Below are 18,075 nucleotides of genomic sequence, written 5' to 3'. Positions count from 1 at the left end.
ATGAGACTTCACGGATTTAAGCATTCACAGCGCCAGCAAGGCCTGGCCTTGGTCGAGTTCACCCTCGTCCTGCCGGTATTACTGTTGCTGATGCTGGCCTTCGGTGAGTTCGGCCGCATGCTCTACCAGTACAACTTATTGCTGCAGGCCAGCCGCGATGCCGACCGATTTGTCGCCAGTCAGGCCTGGAACTCGACGCTTGGCATGGTTGCCCTGAGCAGTACGCTGCTGACCGAGACGAAAAACGTTGCGGTGTATGGCGTGCCGGCCAACACCGGGACCGCTGTGGTGTCAGGGTTGACGACTGCCAACGTGGACGTCGTAGCAGTGGGCACCGACCATGTGCGGGTCACTATCACTTACACGTTCTGCCCGGTGATTGGCGGTGGCAACTGCACCGGATCGCTTCCCGGTTTTATTGGTAATCAGATTGCGCTGAGCATTCCGCTGGTCGCCACTACCGTGATGAGGGCCCTGTGATGAACCGAAAACACATGCGCGGCACCTATACCGTGGAGTTCGCCTTCATTGGTCTGCTGATGTTCACGCTGTTGTTCGGCGTGTTGGAAATGGGCCGCCTGTACTTCACGGTCAATGCGCTGGATGAAGCCGTGCGCCGTGGGACACGTTTGGCAGCGGTGTGCAATATCAGCGATCCGGTGGTGTTGCAGCGGGCTATCTTCAACGCGGCGGGCGATGCGGGTACGAGCCAACTGATTGGAAATCTGAGCACTACCAACCTGACGCTGAGCTATCTGGACGCAACCGGTGCGCTGGTAGCCAACCCCACCGACACGAGTGGGGCCAATGGATTTCGTGCCATCCGCTATGTCCGGTTGAGTCTGCAAAACTTCGTTTTCAATCTGTTCATTCCCGGGTTCGGCGTGTCCATTACCTTGCCTGCATTCAGGGCAACGTTGCCACGCGAAAGCCTCGGGCGTCATTCCGATTCCGGGGAGATCACGCCATGCTGAATACCAAGGACACTCCACTCTCTGCCTCGACCGGCAAAGCCGGGCTCAGGTTGCTGATCAGCAGCCGTGATGCCACGTCGTTGCGCGACCTGCAAAGCGTCTGCCAACGCATGCCCAGCCTGGAGGTCAGCACTCGCCTGGTGAGCAATGGGCATGTCGACCCGCTCTATGGCCTGGACCGGATGCCCGACTTGTTGCTGTTGCGCGTCAGCCACCTGTGGCGCGAGGAATTGGCGGCCCTGTTGCAGCACCCGGCCCATGAGCGTCCACCAATGCTGGTGTGCGGGCTGCTGAGCGAGCAGGAAGGCATGCGCCTGGCGATGCAGGCCGGCGCCCGTGACGTGCTGCCCGAGCCAGTAGCCGAGGCAGAACTGGTCGCCGCCTTGAATCGGCTGGTCGTGGAGGTTCGGAACGGCAGTGGGACTGAAGGCAAATTGATCGCCGTGACCAGCTCCAAGGGCGGATCCGGCGGCACCATGCTGGCTTGCAATCTGGCTCAGCAGCTCAGCATGAAGGGTGGCAGTGCCCTGTTGCTGGATATGGACCTGCAATTTGGCAGCGTGACGCATTACCTGGATGTGGCGCAAACCCACAGCCATCTTGAGGTGTTGCATCAGATCGACGGCATGGACAGTGTCGCGCTACGGGGTTTTTGCAGCCACTTCAGCCCGACCTTGCATGTGCTGGGTGGCCGGGCCGGTGAGCTGTGTCTGCCGCAGGATGCCCAACCCGAGCAACTTGACACCTTGTTGCAGTTGGCCCGCGCCACCTATGACTGGGTAGTGATCGATCTGCCACGGCAGATCGATCACCTCACCGGCTCCGTGCTGGAGCAGGCGGACCGGGTGTACGTGGTGGTGCAGCAGAGCGTCAGCCATCTGCGCGATGCCAGCTCCCTGGTGCGGATTCTTCGCGAAGACCTGGGCGTGCGTGGGGATCAATTGCAGATAGTGGTCAACCGCTATGACAAGTCGGCAGCGGTCAGTCTCAAGGATATCGGCGAGGCGCTGCGCTGCACGAACCTGTCGAAATTACCCAACGACTTCAACTTGGTCAGCCAGAGCCAGAACACTGGCGTGCCGTTGGGGCTGCATGCGCCGAAGGCAGCGATCACTGCTGCACTGCGCGACATGACCGAGAACCTGATCGGTCAACAGGCTGCCGGGAACAAAAGCTTACTCAAACGCGCCTTCAACCGTTTTTTCGGGGGATGACCCATGATCAGCGACTTTCGTAACCGCTTGCGCAAACAGTCCGGTAAAACCGCCTCATCGTCGGTGACCCCGTTGGACGGTGACCAGCCGGATCCGGCAGATGAACTGATGGCTTGGGAGCACGCAATCCCGGATGTCATGTACGAAACCAGAACCCAGGTCACCCCGGTGGAAGCCGAGTGGCGAGAAAAGATCTACCAGCAGTTGCTCAAGGTCATGGACCTGTCCCTGCTGGACTCCCTTGAACAGGCTGAGGCCACGCGGCAGATTCGCGATATTTGCCAGCGCCTGCTCGATGAGCATTCGGCGCCGGTGAGTACTTCCAGCCGCCAGTTGATCATCAAGCAGATCACCGACGAGGTGCTCGGCCTTGGCCCCCTGGAGCCGTTGCTGGCCGATCACAGCGTGTCCGACATTCTGGTCAACGGCTTTTCCTCGGTCTATGTCGAGCGCTTCGGCAAGCTGCAACGCACCGATGTGCGCTTTCGCGATGATCAGCATTTGCTGAACATCATTGACCGTATCGTTTCCAGCCTGGGGCGGCGTATCGACGAGTCTTCGCCCTTGGTGGACGCCCGGCTCAAGGACGGTTCGCGGGTCAACGCGATTATCCCGCCACTGGCCATCGACGGCCCGAGCATGTCGATCCGGCGCTTTGCGGTGGACCTGCTCAATACCGACAGCCTGATCCAGGTGGGGACGTTGACCCCGGCCATTGCCCTGCTGCTCAAGGCGATTGTCCGTGGGCGCTTGAACGTGCTGATTTCCGGCGGTACCGGCAGCGGCAAGACCACCATGCTCAATGTCCTGTCCAGTTTCATTCCGCACAACGAGCGGATCGTTACCATCGAGGATTCGGCTGAACTGCAACTGCAGCAGCCCCACGTGGTGCGCCTGGAAACCCGGCCTTCGAATATCGAGGGGCGCGGCGAGGTGAGCCAGCGGGAGTTGGTGCGCAACAGCCTGCGGATGCGCCCGGACCGCATCGTGATCGGCGAAGTGCGCGGCGTCGAGGCGCTGGACATGCTGACCGCGATGAACACCGGCCACGACGGCTCGTTGACCACGATCCATGCCAACACCGCGCGCGATGCGTTGGGGCGGGTCGAGAACATGGTGTCGATGACCGGGGCGACCTTCCCGATCAAGGCCATGCGTCAACAGATTGCTTCGGCCATCGATGTGGTTATCCAGCTGGAGCGTCAGGAGGACGGTAAGCGCCGCCTGGTCAGCGTGCAGGAAATCAACGGCATGGAGGGTGAGATCATCACCATGACCGAAATCTTCTCCTTTGCACGCCATGGCATGGGCGAAAACGGCGAAGTGTTGGGTGATTATCGGCCCAGCGGCATGATCCCCGCCTTCCGCGATGTGCTTGCCAAACGCGGCATCGAATTGCCGCTTGCGATGTTCAGGCCTGAGTGGATGGAGGCACGGCAGTCATGAGCAGTATTCCTGGTGAATTCATTCTGATGTTCCTTGGCATGGTGTTTATCGCCGTCTTCCTCCTGTCCCAGAGCGTTGCGGTGCCGGTATTCGGCGAGGCCGGCAAGATGCGCAAGCGCATCCGCGGCCGCTTGAATGTAATGGAGAAAGCCAACAATCAGCCCAACATGCAGACAGTGTTGCGACAGAAATACCTGACGCGTCTGTCGCCACTGGAGGCCAGTCTTGAACAACTGCCCTTCATGGAAGCATTGACGCAAATGATAGAGCAGTCCGGGCACGAGTACCGAGCCTATCGGGTATTGTTGCTCGGGCTGGTACTGGGGGGCTGGGTGGGTATCCTGGTCTGGATGGTTTCGTCAGTCTGGTGGATGGCGCTGGTGGCGGGTTTCGCGGTTTTCTGGTTACCCATACTGAAAATATCTCGTGACCGTAGCAAGCGTTTCGCTGAGTTCGAGGAAGGCTTGCCGGATGCGCTGGATGCCATGTGCCGCGCTCTGCGCGCCGGGCACCCCTTCAACGAAACCTTGCGCCTGGTGGCCGAGGAGCACAAAGGGCCGGTGGCTCATGAGTTCGGCCTGACCTTCTCCGATATCAACTATGGCAACGATGTGCGCCGGGCCATGCTCGGCCTGCTGGAGAGGATGCCGAGCATGACGGTGATGATGCTCGTGACTTCGATCCTCATCCATCGCGAGACTGGCGGCAATTTGACCGAGGTGCTGGAACGTTTGAGTCGCTTGATCCGTGGGCGCTTTCGCTTCCAGCGCAAGGTCAAAACCCTGTCGGCCGAGGGGAGGATGTCAGCCTGGATACTGGTGACCATTCCCTTTGTGCTGGCGATCGCGATCATACTCACCACTCCCAGTTACTTGCCTGTGCTGATCAATGACCCCACCGGTCACAAGCTGATCATCGGGGCGTTCTGCGCCATGTTGATCGGGATTTTCTGGATACGCAAAATCATCAGGATTCAGGTTTAAGCGGTGTTCGCTACCGGGAGGTACAGATAATGGACTTTTTGCTCGGGTTGTTCAGTCGGGTCACGGAGAACGAGGAGATGGCGCGCCTGTTGTTCCTTGGCGCGGTCGGCTTGAGTACGGTGCTTGTGGTCGTCGCCGTGATCTTGCTGATGCAGGGGCTTCAGGACCCGGTGCAGCGTCGTCTGGCGCTGATCAAGCGTGGTCATTTCGGCAATACGACGGGGCAGGAAGCGCCGGGTAACTTGCAACTGTTGCTGGAGCGGGTCGGCCAGCGCTTTGGCTCGGCCGAGTCGGCTCAGACTAGTATCACCCAGACCCTGTTGATGCATGCGGGGTACCGTTCCTCGTCGGCGGTGCAGATGTACTGGGCGGTGCGCTTGATGCTGCCTCTGTTATTGATCGGTATTGCGTTGTTGCTGTTGCCGATGATTCCCAAGGTTTCCCTGATCATGGGGATGTCGTTGGTGTTCATGGTGGCCGCTATCGGATGGTTGGCGCCAGCGCTGTATGTCACCAAGCGCAAGCAGTTGCGACAAGGTCGGCTGCGTGCCGCGTTTCCGGATGCGCTGGATCTGATGGTAGTGTGCGTGGAGTCTGGCCTGGCCTTGCCCACGACGATCGAACGGGTGGCTGAGGAAATGTCAGTCAGTCAGGTCGAACTGGCTGAAGAACTGGCTCTGGTCAATGCGCAAATCCGCGCGGGCATTAGCAGTACCGAGGCACTCAAGCAATTGGCTGTGCGCACCGGTCTGGATGACGTACAAGGGTTGGTTGGCCTGTTGGCGCAGAGCATCCGCTTTGGTACCAGCGTGGCCGACACCCTGCGTATCTATGCCGATGAATTCCGTGACCGGCGTACCCAAGCCGCCGAAGAGGCGGGGGCGAAAATCGGTACCAAACTGATATTCCCGTTGATTTTCTGCCTGTGGCCGAGCTTCTTTCTGGTTGCCATCGGCCCGGCCCTGATCGGGGTATTGAGAGCATTCGGGTGAGGTCAAGGGGCTTGAGGCTGTCGAGTGCGACGGCCTTGCCACTCGAGCCTGATCTGCACTTTCCTGCCAGGGATCTAAACATCTGCTCCGGGGTAATCCGTCCTGGGATGGATAATGCGTAGATGCCACTGCTTTCCTGCACACGACATCAAGCCCGGCTTTGCAGCCAGGCCTATCTAGACTACGTCAGAGGCTGATCACCCATCGACATGCCTCAGTTGCCGCCGCTGACGCTCATATCTCCCGCTGCATCCTGGTCAAAAAATTCCGGTATCGGAAAGTTGAAACTGTTCAGCCAGCGCTGCATGGCCAGGTCACGTTCGGTGGCCGAGGCGGTTTGCAGGTGCGGGGAGGCAACCACACCGCGAATCTGCAGCTGCAACCACTGCTCGGTGCCTTGTTGATACGGCGAGGAGGGCCCCGGCCCAATGGCCCAGGCACTGGTGGACAGGCAAGCCATGCACACGATCAACAGCCTTTTGGTATTCATCTCGACTCCTCGTACGTTCTACTTGTTCGCACTGGAAGAGGCATCGGCTACCTCAGTCTTGCGATTCCCCTCGGAGGCCACCACTTTTTTGGCGGAGGTCTTGAGTTTTTCCGCGCGGGTTTGAGCCTCTACGACTTGCTTGGGGCTCAAGTCGGCGCGGGTCACGAGTTCGGCTGCCGCCTTCCAGTTATCCTGATAGATCAGCAACGTCACCATATTGAGTGCCGCCAGTGTGTTTGCCTGCTTGAGCTCCATGGCGGTCATGAACTCAATGCGTGCTTCGGGGATCCGTCGTTGATTGAGGTAGACGACCCCCAGGTCATTTCGCATCCTGTCGTCGGTGGGGGCCATCCACACCGCACGCTCAAGGTGAGTGGTAGCGGTGGCGTTATCATTTCTGGCGGCGGCCAACTGGCCCAGGCCATGTTCCCCTTCAGCTGCCAGACAGGTGCCGAGCAAGCTTTGATACAACGGCTCCGCCTCCGAGTTACGCCCCATCAAGCGCAGCACCCGAGCCTTGCGCAGGCGAACCTGAACCACGCTATCGGGCAAACCTTCCAGATTCGCCAGGCTGGCATACAAGCGGCCTTCGCTGGCCATGTTGTCGGCAAGGTTCAGGGTCAATTCCTGGTCCGAACCGGGCTTGGCACAGCTACCCGGTCGCGAAGACAGGCCATTGCTGGCACAACCTGCGAGCATCAATGTCGCCGCTATTGCAATGACTGCTTTCATTGAATGTCCCCTGACTACAACACGTTGAACGCCTGGCCAATGGCAGCACAGCTGGCCCGGCAAGCGTTCAAAGTCACCGTTACGAGTGAGGGCGAGGTCAGTGCGGTTCAGGCTTCGTTTCATTGCGAGAGCCCGCTGAGACTGTCGAAGTCGCCATTTTCCAGGAAAAACATGCGATAGAAGTTCGGGTCGTAATTGCGCAGCTGCTCGCCAGGCAATGACGGTAGTGGTGCATCGGCAGCCAATGGCTGGACCAGATGCGGGGTGACGATCATCAGCAGTTCGCGCTCTTCACGGTTGATGGTGTTGTCGCGGAAAAACGCGCCCAGAATCGGGATATCGCCCAACCCCGGAAACTTGTTCACCTGGGAGTCGTTGTGGGTGCTGATCAGGCCGCTGATGACGAAGCTTTCGCCGTCGGCCAGGGAGATGCTGGTATCGGTACGGCGCACGGTCAGGGCCGGGACTATCGTGCCGGCGATGCTTACGGCGTTGGTGAAGTCCAGTTCACTGACTTCCGGCGCCACCTTCAGTGCGATACGGTTTTTCCCGACGATGGTCGGCGTCAGGGTCAGGCGTATACCGAATTCCTTGTACTCGATGGACACGTTATCGCTGCCTGAACTGGGCACTGGAATTGGTACTTCACCGCCGGCCAGAAAGCTCGCACTCTGCCCGCTGAGCGCAACCAGGCTTGGTCGCGCCAGGGTGTAGGCGAAACCGCTGCCTTCCAGCGCGTTGATCGCCACCAGGGTACTGCCGGTAGCAAACGTGAGGTTGAACTGGTCGTTTCTCACCGGTATCGCCGGCGTGACTATGCCGCCGATGGTGGGCAAGGTTCTCGGCGAGCCGAACAGCCAGTTGCCCCGGACGCCGAAAATCGAGGCGGAGGCTTCCTTGAGCTTGGTCCGGCTGACTTCAACGAAGCGGACATCAGTCTGCACCTGGCTCGGCAGCAGCGGGTCGTCGGAAGGCACCGACGGCACGCTGGTCAGCGCCGACGTGGCCTTGCCCTTGACGAACACCATGCTTTGGCGCGGCGTTTTCGAACAGGCGGTCCAGACCATCAGGCTGGTGGTTCCCGGTGCAATGCCCGTGAGAATGAACGCGTTGTTGCCGCTGGGTTGCACGTCGGCAATTTTCGGGTCACCCACCGCCAGTTGCGTTACCGGAACGGGGCTGCGCAGTTCATTCTGCAGTCCCTGACCGACCTCGTACGTTGTCGGCCAATTGTCCAGCTGCGGGCAATTGGCTGGCGCGGCCTGAGCCGCATCCACGCTGAGGCCCATCCAGAACAGGCCATGGATAATTCGCTTGAAAGCGGGCTCGGTACGAAAGCTCATCAAGTACATCCTCGCTGGATAGGCCATCTTTAGGCTGACAGAGTTGTCTCGGATCACTTCATGGGGATCGGACTATCCCCCCCAATGCGCCAGACCACTCATCCATGGCCCAGGCGTTATTCCTTGCGTGCTACACACGAGCGGGCGCCATTCGCTGATCTGGCTGGATAGCGAGCGACCTTTGCTGAAACGGTTTTCAGTGATTCGGTAACCTGGACTGCGCGCCAGAGCGATACCCGCGCCTGGGGATGGCACTGTCTGCTGTCCTGGTTTCCCCTGAAACAAATCGGCAATACAGGAACAGAGCCGGAAAACGCCTGCCAGGATCATGGTGAGGTAACTCCTTTTGCCAATCCGCTATCTGATCACTGAAGCTAACGTGGAAACTCGAGCCGTTATGACTTCTTGTAGTTTGAAGGTAGTTCAATCAAACCAAAGTGCCATGAATTTAAACAAAACCCTTGGTGCAAAGGCTGGATTCAGGCAGGCGGATGAGGGGGGCGGGCAAGGTCGCAGCACGGTGCGGTTGCCTGAAACTGGCGGGTTACGCTCAAGGCAATAAAAAAGGCCCGCATGCTCAAGCATGCGGGCCTTTGGCATCACTGATCTTCAATCAGTGCTTGCTGTCCTGGTTCGACAGCGCCAGCAGTTGCTTTTCCTGGTTCCAGTCGAAAGGTTCGTCGTTCTGTTCAGCTTCGAAGCGGCGTTCTTCCAGTGCCTGATACAGGTCGATTTCTTCATCGGACAAGTAGTGCAGGCAGTCACCGGCGAAATACCACAGTAGATCCCGTGGAATCAGGTGGGCGATTTGCGGATAACGGGAAATGACTTGAGTCAGGATGTCCTGGCCCAGGTATTGGCTTTCGATCGGCTCGATCGGCAGTGACGCCAGCAGTTCGTCGAAGCGCTCAAGGAACAAGGCATGGCTTTCTTCGGGAACCTGCTCGGCCTCACCTACGGCGACCAGGATGCTGCGCAGGTGGTCGAGTAAAACGAGATGATCGGCAACGATGTTGGACACGAGATAAGTCCTCAAGAGCAAAACGGGCGCGGGAGTATAAAGCGCCCGCGCCCGTTTTTACATGCTTGACGGGATCAGCGGACTTTTCCCTCGGCCAGCGCCAAGGCCTCTTGGTCAAAGTCATCGACATCGATGACCTTGCGCCGGGCCGCTTCGGCTTCGCGCAGGGTTTGGGCTTCCACCGGCTGCAACACGCCAGCTTCGAGGGCGGCATCGATCACCGACTCGCCGGCCACCGGTTTGACCTGGCCACTCTTGAGTGCCACATGCAACTTCTTCTGCAACGGCTGTGCGGCGCTCAACAGATTGCAGGCGTGCTGCAATGCACCGACCGGATCGTCGCTCGCTTGCGGGCGGTAGCAACCCAGGAGCACTTCCTCCAGTGCCGGGTCGCCTTTGGCGCGGCCAATTACCCCGGCAACTTCGGCACCGAGTTTGTCCGATGGCCCTTTGTGTCGGCGACCGAACGGGAACACGATCACTCGCAACAGGCAGCCTGCGACTTTGTTCGGGAAGTTGCTCAGCAGTTCATCCATGGCCCGTTCCGCCTGGCCCAGGCTTTCTTCCATGGCCCAGCTCAGCAGTGGTGTCATGTACTGCGGTGAGTCGAGATCGTTGTAGCGCTTGAGTGCGGCCGAGGCCAGGTAAAGGTTGCTCAGGACATCGCCTAGCCGTGCGGACAGGCGTTCGCGACGTTTCAGTGCGCCGCCCAGCAACATCATGCTGAGGTCGGCGAGCAGGGCGAATGCAGCGGCCTGACGGTTGAGGGCACGGAAATATCCCTGGCTGAGCTTGTCGCCCGGTGTGTGTTCCAGGTGCCCGAAACCGAGATTGAGCACCAGCGTACTGGCGGCGTTGCCCACGGCAAAACCGATGTGCTTGAGCAGCAGGTCGTCGAATTCCCTGAGCGCCTGATCCTTGTCTTCACGGCCGGCGAGGGCCATTTCCTTGAGCACGAAGGGATGGCAGCGAATAGCGCCCTGGCCGAAGATCATCAGGTTGCGCGAAAGAATGTTCGCGCCTTCGACGGTGATGAAAATCGGCGCGCCGTTCCATTTGCGACCGAGGTAGTTGTTCGGCCCCATGATGATCGCCTTGCCGCCGTGCACATCCATGGCATCGCTGATGCAGTCGCGGCCGCGTTCGGTCAGGTGGTACTTGAGAATCGCCGACAGCACCGACGGTTTCTCGCCCAGATCGACCGCATTGGCGGTCAGCATGCGGGCGGCGTCCATCATCCAGGCATTGCCACCAATGCGGGCCATGGCTTCCTGGATGCCTTCGAACGAAGCAATCGGCACATTGAACTGCTCGCGAACCTGGGCGTATTGGCCCGTGACCAGACTGGTGAACTTGGCCATGCCGGTGCCCACCGCCGGCAGGGAAATCGAACGCCCGACCGACAGGCAATTCATCAGCATCATCCAGCCTTTGCCGAGCATTTCCTGGCCGCCGATGAGGAACTCCAGCGGGACGAACACGTCCTTGCCCGAGTTCGGGCCGTTCATGAAAGCCGCGCCCAACGGCAGATGCCGACGGCCGATGTCGACACCGGCGGTGTCGGTCGGAATCAGCGCCAGGCTGATGCCCAGGTCTTCCTTGTCGCCCAGCAGGTGATCCGGATCGTAGGCCTTGAAGGCCAGGCCGAGGAGGGTGGCCACCGGGCCGAGGGTGATGTAGCGCTTCTCCCAATTCAGGCGCAGGCCGAGGACTTCCTGGCCTTCCCATTGACCTTTGCAGATCACCCCGGAGTCCGGCATGCCGCCGGCGTCGGAGCCGGCCAGCGGACCGGTCAGGGCAAAACACGGGATGTCGTCGCCGCGCGCCAGGCGGGGCAGGTAATGGTTGCGTTGTTCGTCGGTGCCGTAATGCAGCAACAGTTCGGCCGGGCCGAGGGAGTTGGGGACCATCACGGTGGAGGCGAGGTCGCCGCTGTGGCTCGCCAGTTTCATCGCCACTTGCGAGTGGGCATAGGCGGAGAAGCCTTTGCCGCCAAACTCCTTGGGGATGATCAGGGCGAAAAAGCCGTTGTCCTTGATGAAGGTCCAGGCTTGCGGCGGCAGGTCCATGGTTTGACCGAGCTGCCATTCACTGACCATGGCGCAGAGTGTTTCGGTCGGCCCGTCGATGAAGGCCTGTTCCTCTTCATTCAATTGCGCCTTGGGATAGGACAGCAGTTTGCTCCAGTCCGGACGGCCACTGAACAGTTCGCCGTCCCACCAGACCGTACCGGCGTCGATGGCATCGCGTTCGGTTTGCGACATCGGTGGCAGGGTTTTCTGAAACCAGTTGAACATCGGCGCGCTGAACAATTTGCGGCGCAGGTCGGGCAGCAACAGGGGGGCTGCGACGGCGGCGATCAACACCCAGAAAACCAACAGCAACCAGCCCGGCGCGCGGCTGAAAGCGCCCATGGCCACGACATAGACGGCCACGATGATTAGGGCGGGCATCGGGGCGATGCGGCGGTGAGCCAAATAGGCAATTGCGACCAGCAGAACCAGTATCCACAACAACAGCATATTCATTCCTCCGTGAAACCAGGGCGAACCAGCCCACAGAGCTTAGACGGCATCCGCGAAACAGGCTGGTTGGAGCGACGTGATTGAAATCGTGGGAAAAGCGTTCATCGAGCAAGCGGCAAAGCGCCCATGTTTGGCCGAAACGTCGTTATCTCTGTGCTGAAGCTCTCGTTAGACTCAAGGCTTCCCCAGGAGATTATTCTGATGCACGAGTATCTGAGTCCCGGCCGCTTCATCGATAGTGACCATCCGTCCGTCGTGGAGTTCGCCGAACAACACCGTGGCGTCAGTCGCGATCCGCTGGAGCAGGCGATCAGTCTCTATTACGCCGTGCGCGAAGCGGTGCGCTACAACCCGTACACGTTCAGTCGCGATCCGCAGACCTTGCGCGGCAGTTATGCGCTGGCGACCGGTGAGAGTTACTGCGTGCCCAAGGCCACGCTGCTGGCAGGTGCGGCGCGGCATTGCGGGATTCCCGCACGGATCGGCCTGGCGGATGTGCGCAATCATCTGTCGACGCCACGGCTGCTCGAATTGCTCAAGAGCGACATGTTCGCCATGCATGGCTACACCGAATTCTATTTGCAGGATCGCTGGGTCAAGGCGACACCAGCGTTCAACCGCAAACTCTGCGACCTGTTCAATGTGGCGCCGCTGGAATTCGACGGGGTCAACGACAGCGTTTTCCATCCCTTCAACCGCGATGGCGCGAAGCTGATGGAGTACCTCGTCGATCACGGCCAGTTCGCCGACGTACCTGAAACGTTCTTTTTCGAACACCTGGAAAAGTGCTATCCGCACCTGTTCGGTGAGCAACAGCAACCGCTGCTGGGCGACATGCAGAGCGATTTGAGTCGCGCCTGATCCGGCGTATGCTGCCTGCCCACTTACCGAAAAAGAGGCGGTCATGCTGAAGATCTGGGGTCGGAAAAACTCGTCGAATGTCAGAAAGCCATTGTGGGCCGCCGAAGAACTGGGACTGGCCTACGAGGCTATCGATGCCGGTGGCGCCTTTGGTGTCGTCGATACGCCCGAGTACCGCGCCATGAATCCCAATGGTCGCGTGCCTGTCATTGAAGACGGCGGTTTTGTGTTGTGGGAATCCAACGCCATCGTGCGTTACCTGATGGCCTTACATGCTGACGACACGGCCTGGTACCCGAAAAATCCAAAGGCCCGCGCCACTGCCGACAAGTGGATGGACTGGACCACCTCGAGCTTTGCCGGCCCGTTCCGTACTGTGTTCTGGGGTGTGCTGCGTACCCCGGCAGACCAGCAGGACTGGCCCGCCATCAAGGCGGCGATCAAGGAATGCGACACGTTGCTGGCGATGGCCGATCAGGCGCTGGCCGCCACACCCTACCTGTCCGGAGACGAGATCGGCATGGGTGACATTCCCCTGGGCAGTTTCATTTATGCCTGGTTCGAAATGCCGATCGAGCGTGCACCGCAACCTCATCTGGAGGCCTGGTACGCGCGGTTGAAACAGCGTCCGGCGTATCAAAAGGCGGTCATGACCGCGTTGACTTAATACTCACTATCGACACGCTTGACTGTACTTGTGTGGCGGCGACAAGCACCATTGTGCCAGTTCGCTGCGGTTGTATTGTTCGCCGCCGCCCATACTTATTCCTTTCTTCCCTTCTTGGTGCGTAAATCAGATATGAGTTCCGCTCTGTCCATCCGGCAGCTAACCAAAACCTACGGCAACGGTTTCCAGGCCCTGAGTGGTATCGATCTGGATGTCGCCGAAGGTGACTTCTTCGCCTTGCTCGGCCCCAACGGCGCCGGCAAATCCACGACCATCGGCATTCTCTCGACCCTGGTGAACAAGACCAGCGGCACGGTGAATATCTTCGGTCACGACCTGGACAGGAATCCCGCGCAGCTCAAGCGCTCCATCGGCGTGGTGCCTCAGGAATTCAACTTCAACCAGTTCGAAAAGACCTTCGACATCGTCGTGACCCAGGCCGGCTACTACGGCATCCCGGCGAAAATCGCCAAGGAACGCGCCGAACAGTACCTGACCCAGCTCGGCCTGTGGGACAAGAAGGACGTGCCGTCACGCTCGCTGTCCGGCGGCATGAAGCGTCGCCTGATGATCGCCCGCGCGCTGGTTCATGAACCGCGCCTGCTGATCCTCGACGAACCGACCGCCGGGGTGGACATCGAACTGCGTCGTTCGATGTGGAGCTTCCTCACCGAGCTGAACCAGAAAGGCATCACCATCATCCTCACCACCCACTACCTGGAAGAGGCTGAACAGCTGTGCCGCAACATCGGCATCATCGACCACGGCACCATCGTCGAGAACACCAGCATGAAGCAGTTGCTCAGCCAATTGCATGTGGAAACCTTCCTGCTGGATATGAAGAACACGTTGCAAGTGGCGCCGCAGTTGCTCGGCTACCCGTCCCGGTTGATCGACAGCCACACCCTGGAAGTCCAGGTGGACAAGTCCATGGGGATCACCGCGCTGTTCACCCAGTTGGCGCAGCAGAACATCGAAGTACAGAGCCTGCGTAACAAAACCAATCGCCTTGAGGAGTTGTTCGTGTCCCTGGTGGAGAAAAATCTGTCGAAGGTGGCAGTATGAGTTCCGAACTGCGCCCCAACCTCGTTGCCCTCAACACCATCGTTTATCGTGAAGTCCGGCGTTTCACCCGGATCTGGCCGCAGACCCTGCTGCCACCCGCGATCACCATGGTTTTGTACTTCGTGATCTTCGGTAATCTGATCGGTCGGCAGATCGGCGACATGGGTGGCTTCACCTATATGGAGTACATCGTGCCGGGGCTGATCATGATGTCGGTGATCACCAACTCCTACGGCAACGTGGTGTCGAGTTTCTTCGGCAGCAAGTTCCAGCGGTCCATTGAAGAACTGATGGTCTCACCGCTGTCGCCGCACACGATTCTGATCGGCTACACCCTGGGCGGTGTGCTGCGCGGGTTGATGGTGGGGATCATCGTGACTCTGCTGTCGCTATTTTTCACCCATTTGCAGGTGCATCACCTGGGCGTGACCATTCTGGTGGTAGTGCTGACCGCGACGATCTTCTCGCTGCTGGGCTTCATCAACGCCGTGTTTGCGCGCAACTTCGATGACATTTCGATCATTCCGACTTTCGTGCTGACGCCACTGACCTACCTGGGCGGGGTCTTCTACTCGATCACCTTGCTGCCGCCGTTCTGGCAGACCGTGTCCCTGGCCAACCCGGTGCTGCACATGGTCAACGCGTTCCGTTACGGCATCCTTGGCGTTTCGGATATCCGCATCAGCGTGGCCATCGCCTTCATGCTGGTTGCGACCGTGGTGCTGTATCTCGGCAGTGCGCGGTTGCTGGTGAGTGGACGCGGGATGCGTACCTGACCCGCAGCAAACCCTTGTAGGAGCTGGCTTGCCAGCGATGGCGTCAGCCCAGCCACCGAAAAAAAACGGCCTCCCAAGTGGAGGCCGTTCTGCATTCTCACATCCGGCTTTTCTTGCGCCGCTTCCACTGCCTGGCCACCCACCAGCGCCAATACATCATCACCAGGAAGTAGGCCAGTGCTCCAAGTGCGAGCCCCGTCACTACCGAACCCAGCAGAAACGGTTGCCACAGGGTCGAGATTTCACCCCTGATCCATTCCCAGGTCAGTGAGTCCGGCAACTGCCGGGTGGGAACGTCCATCAGCCAGGCGCCGGTCTGGTAGGTGCAGAAGAACACCGCAGGCATGGTGATCGGGTTGGTCAGCCAGACCAGGCTCACGGCAATCGGCATGTTGCCACGCACGATGATGGCGAGGATTGCCGCCAGCAGCATCTGCATCGGGATCGGCAGGAACGCGGCGAACAGGCCCACCGCCATGGCGCGGGCAACGGAGTGGCGGTTGAGGTGCCACAGGTTCGGGTCATGCAGCAGCGTGCCGAGAAAGCGTAAGGATTTGTGTTCCCTGATACTCATCGGGTCTGGCATGTAACGTTTGAATAAGCGCCGGGGCATAAGGCTTCTCGGTCGGTCAAGGCGGCAAGTATGTCTGGATTCCATGAACTACCCATTCAGACTTTGTGACAATTAATAACGGCGCTGGCGCGATGGGCGGGCTAAGCCTTGGAGGGGACTTTCAAGGACGGGCTTATGCGCACAGGGATGATGGCGCTGGCGCTGGGTCTGTTGACCTTGCGTTTTTTACCGGTATTACCGCCGGTCTGGTTGTGGCTGGCGATGCCGGTGGCGGGTCTGATGTTGCTGCCGTTCAGGACCTATCCGGTGGCGTTTTACCTGTTCGGCTTGAGTTGGGCCTGCGCGAATGCGCAGTGGGCGCTGGATGACCGGTTGCCGCCGGCGCTGGATGGAGAAACCCGCTGGGTCGAAGGCCGGGTCACAGGCTTGCCCCGGCAGGACGATGGCGTCGTGCGTTTCGAATTGACCGACATCCAGTCCCGACGGACCCGGCTGCCGCGGCAAATGCGCCTGGCCTGGTATGGCGGACCGCCGGTGAGCGGTGGCGAGCGCTGGCGGCTGGCCGTCAAGTTGAAGCGCCCGGTCGGGCTCCTCAATCCGCAGGCCTTCGACTATCAGGCCTGGTTGTTGGCGCAACGCATCGGGGCCACCGGGACGATCAAGCAGGGCGAACGCCTTGCGCCAGCCCGATGGGCCTGGCGCGATGCCATCCGCCAGCGTTTGCTGGCGGTGGATGCCCAAGGGCGAAGCGGCGCGTTGACGGCATTGGTACTCGGGGACGGCGCCGGGCTGAGCCGCGAAGACTGGCAGGTATTGCAGGACACCGGCACGGTGCATCTGTTGGTGATTTCCGGGCAGCACATCGGATTGCTGGCGGGCGTGGTGTATCTGTTGATCGCCGGCCTGGCCCGCTTCGGGTTATGGCCGAACCGTCTGCCATGGTTGCCCTGGGCGTGTGGCCTGGCATTCGCCGCTGCGCTCGGTTACGGGATGCTGGCCGGTTTCGAGGTGCCGGTGCGGCGGGCCTGCCTGATGATTGCAATGGTGTTGTTGTGGCGTCTGCGGTTCCGTCATCTCGGTGCATGGTGGCCACTGTTGCTGGCACTCGACGGCATATTGCTGCTGGAACCGCTGTCGAGTCTCCAGCCTGGTTTCTGGCTGTCTTTCGCGGCCGTGGCAGTCTTGATATTGACCTTCGGCGGACGTTTGGGGCCTTGGCGCTGGTGGCAGACCTGGACCCGTGCCCAGTGGCTGATTGCAATCGGTCTGTGTCCGTTGTTACTGGCGCTGGGGTTGCCAATCAGTCTCAGCGGGCCGCTGGCCAATTTATTTGCGGTGCCCTGGATCAGTCTGGTGGTCCTGCCGCCGGCGTTGCTCGGGACACTGTTGCTGCCGGTGCCTTACGTGGGTGAGAAGTTGCTGTGGCTGGCCGGTGGCCTGATCGATGGCTGGTTCAGGGCGTTGGGGCTCGTCTCCGGCCAGGTTCCCGCGTGGGTGCCCGCGGCAGTCCCGCCATGGGCTTGGGTAATCGGTGCCATTGGCGCCTTTTTGCTATTGCTGCCGCGAGGCTTGCCGATGCGCCCGTTAGGTTGGCCCATGCTGTTGATGCTGGTTTTTTCGCCCAGGCCGATGTTGCAGGAGGGCATGGCCGAAGTCTGGCAACTGGATGTGGGGCAGGGCTTGTCAATCCTGGTACGCACTCGGCATCACACGTTGCTGTACGACGCCGGCCCGCGTTTCGGTGAACTCGACCAAGGGGAGCGGGTGGTGCTGCCGGCATTGCGCAAACTGGGGGTGAAGGGGCTCGACATGATGCTTATCAGCCACGCCCATGCCGATCATGCCGGCGGTGCCCCGGCGATTGCCAGGGGCTTGCCGGTGAAACAGGTGGTCAGTGGTGAACCGTCAGACTTGCCTGCGCAATTGCAAGCCGGGAGCTGTGAGAGCGGTCGGCAATGGACCTGGGATGAAGTCGATTTCCAGCTCTGGCACTGGCCATTGGCCGGCGACAGCAACCAGAACTCCTGTGTCTTGTTGATCGAAGCCAATGGTGAACGGTTGCTGTTGAGTGGCGACATTGATGCCGCCGCCGAAAGAGCCCTGCTGGACAGCGCGTTGGCCCGGCCCACCGATTGGCTGCAGGCGCCACACCACGGCAGTCGCAGTTCGTCGTCCAATGTCCTGTTGGATGTCCTGCGACCCAAAGGGGGGCTGATCTCTCGCGGGCAAGGCAATTCGTTTGGCCATCCGCATCCTACGGTCATCGCGCGTTATCAAAAACGTGGAATGGCAATCTACGACAGCGTCGAACAGGGTGCCATTCGTCTGCAACTGGGACGCTTCGAGTCGCCGTGGTCAATGCGCCAGGAACGGCGTTTCTGGCGCGATCCGCCGCCCTTGAATCCATAAACG

Annotated in this window: 17 protein-coding genes; 11 read left to right on the top strand and 6 right to left on the bottom strand. The window is 60.0% G+C overall.

The window, feature by feature from the left end; translation table 11 throughout:
• From ACMDB8_RS20720 to ACMDB8_RS20695, 6 genes are read left to right on the top strand one after another with little or no spacing between them, the layout of a single operon-like run.
• The gene (locus tag ACMDB8_RS20720; protein ID WP_056727259.1) at positions 1–480 is read left to right on the top strand and encodes a TadE/TadG family type IV pilus assembly protein; all 480 of its coding nucleotides are present in this window, start codon (positions 1–3) and stop codon (positions 478–480) included.
• A complete protein-coding gene (locus tag ACMDB8_RS20715) occupies positions 480–974 on the top strand; it encodes a TadE/TadG family type IV pilus assembly protein (protein WP_056727257.1) in 495 nt (164 codons plus the stop codon). The genes ACMDB8_RS20720 and ACMDB8_RS20715 overlap by 1 nt, the downstream gene beginning before the upstream one ends.
• Positions 968–2,188, top strand: a complete 1,221-nt coding sequence (locus tag ACMDB8_RS20710; RefSeq protein ID WP_409078937.1) for an AAA family ATPase — start codon at positions 968–970, stop codon at positions 2,186–2,188. The genes ACMDB8_RS20715 and ACMDB8_RS20710 overlap by 7 nt, the downstream gene beginning before the upstream one ends.
• A gap of 3 nt (positions 2,189–2,191) precedes the next feature.
• Positions 2,192–3,634: a CpaF family protein gene (locus tag ACMDB8_RS20705; RefSeq protein ID WP_056727253.1), complete on the top strand. Its 1,443-nt coding sequence runs from the start codon at positions 2,192–2,194 to the stop codon at positions 3,632–3,634.
• Positions 3,631–4,617 (top strand): type II secretion system F family protein, encoded by a 987-nt coding sequence (locus tag ACMDB8_RS20700; protein WP_409078936.1) that lies wholly within the window; start codon positions 3,631–3,633, stop codon positions 4,615–4,617. The genes ACMDB8_RS20705 and ACMDB8_RS20700 overlap by 4 nt, the downstream gene beginning before the upstream one ends.
• Before the next feature lie 29 nt (positions 4,618–4,646).
• Positions 4,647–5,609 (top strand): type II secretion system F family protein, encoded by a 963-nt coding sequence (locus ACMDB8_RS20695; protein WP_056727250.1) that lies wholly within the window; start codon positions 4,647–4,649, stop codon positions 5,607–5,609.
• Between the two features lie 214 nt (positions 5,610–5,823).
• Here ACMDB8_RS20695 and ACMDB8_RS20690 read toward each other — a convergent pair whose 3' ends face one another.
• The 5 genes from ACMDB8_RS20690 to ACMDB8_RS20670 all read right to left on the bottom strand — a co-directional run bounded on the left by ACMDB8_RS20690 (position 5,824) and on the right by ACMDB8_RS20670 (position 11,717).
• Entirely contained in the window at positions 5,824–6,099 is a 276-nt protein-coding gene (locus ACMDB8_RS20690; RefSeq protein WP_056727248.1) for a DUF3613 domain-containing protein, read from the bottom strand.
• A gap of 18 nt (positions 6,100–6,117) precedes the next feature.
• Positions 6,118–6,831 carry a hypothetical protein gene (locus ACMDB8_RS20685; RefSeq protein WP_056727246.1) on the bottom strand — a complete coding sequence of 238 codons (714 nt, stop codon included), beginning with the start codon at positions 6,829–6,831 and terminating at the stop codon, positions 6,118–6,120.
• Between the two features lie 119 nt (positions 6,832–6,950).
• The gene (locus ACMDB8_RS20680; protein WP_056727244.1) at positions 6,951–8,174 is read right to left on the bottom strand and encodes a type II and III secretion system protein family protein; all 1,224 of its coding nucleotides are present in this window, start codon (positions 8,172–8,174) and stop codon (positions 6,951–6,953) included.
• A gap of 613 nt (positions 8,175–8,787) precedes the next feature.
• The gene (locus tag ACMDB8_RS20675; RefSeq protein WP_056727242.1) at positions 8,788–9,195 is read right to left on the bottom strand and encodes a PA2817 family protein; all 408 of its coding nucleotides are present in this window, start codon (positions 9,193–9,195) and stop codon (positions 8,788–8,790) included.
• 74 nt (positions 9,196–9,269) lie between these two features.
• Entirely contained in the window at positions 9,270–11,717 is a 2,448-nt protein-coding gene (locus tag ACMDB8_RS20670) for an acyl-CoA dehydrogenase (protein WP_409078948.1), read from the bottom strand.
• Positions 11,718–11,921: 204 nt separating this feature from the next.
• Between ACMDB8_RS20670 and ACMDB8_RS20665 the strand changes: the two genes are divergently transcribed.
• The 4 genes from ACMDB8_RS20665 to ACMDB8_RS20650 all read left to right on the top strand — a co-directional run bounded on the left by ACMDB8_RS20665 (position 11,922) and on the right by ACMDB8_RS20650 (position 15,089).
• Complete coding sequence (locus ACMDB8_RS20665) at positions 11,922–12,581, top strand: transglutaminase-like domain-containing protein (protein ID WP_056727240.1); 660 nt, start codon at positions 11,922–11,924, stop codon at positions 12,579–12,581.
• 43 nt (positions 12,582–12,624) lie between these two features.
• Complete coding sequence (locus ACMDB8_RS20660; protein WP_409078935.1) at positions 12,625–13,248, top strand: glutathione S-transferase family protein; 624 nt, start codon at positions 12,625–12,627, stop codon at positions 13,246–13,248.
• 132 nt (positions 13,249–13,380) lie between these two features.
• Positions 13,381–14,313 (top strand): ABC transporter ATP-binding protein, encoded by a 933-nt coding sequence (locus ACMDB8_RS20655; RefSeq protein ID WP_056727238.1) that lies wholly within the window; start codon positions 13,381–13,383, stop codon positions 14,311–14,313.
• On the top strand, positions 14,310–15,089 hold the full coding sequence (locus ACMDB8_RS20650; protein WP_008054107.1) for an ABC transporter permease: 780 nt from the start codon (positions 14,310–14,312) through the stop codon (positions 15,087–15,089). The genes ACMDB8_RS20655 and ACMDB8_RS20650 overlap by 4 nt, the downstream gene beginning before the upstream one ends.
• Positions 15,090–15,186: 97 nt before the next feature.
• On the opposite strand, the gene ACMDB8_RS20645 is transcribed toward ACMDB8_RS20650, so the two are convergent.
• The gene (locus tag ACMDB8_RS20645) at positions 15,187–15,702 is read right to left on the bottom strand and encodes a DUF2062 domain-containing protein (RefSeq protein WP_409078934.1); all 516 of its coding nucleotides are present in this window, start codon (positions 15,700–15,702) and stop codon (positions 15,187–15,189) included.
• A 135-nt stretch (positions 15,703–15,837) separates the two neighbouring features.
• Between ACMDB8_RS20645 and ACMDB8_RS20640 the strand changes: the two genes are divergently transcribed.
• Positions 15,838–18,072 (top strand): DNA internalization-related competence protein ComEC/Rec2, encoded by a 2,235-nt coding sequence (locus ACMDB8_RS20640; protein WP_409078933.1) that lies wholly within the window; start codon positions 15,838–15,840, stop codon positions 18,070–18,072.
• Positions 18,073–18,075 lie beyond the last annotated feature (3 nt).

This window comes from Pseudomonas monachiensis (genome assembly GCF_047345015.1).
GTDB classification, from domain to species: Bacteria; Pseudomonadota; Gammaproteobacteria; order Pseudomonadales; family Pseudomonadaceae; genus Aquipseudomonas; species Aquipseudomonas monachiensis.
This window is presented reverse-complemented; position numbering and strand designations above follow the sequence as displayed.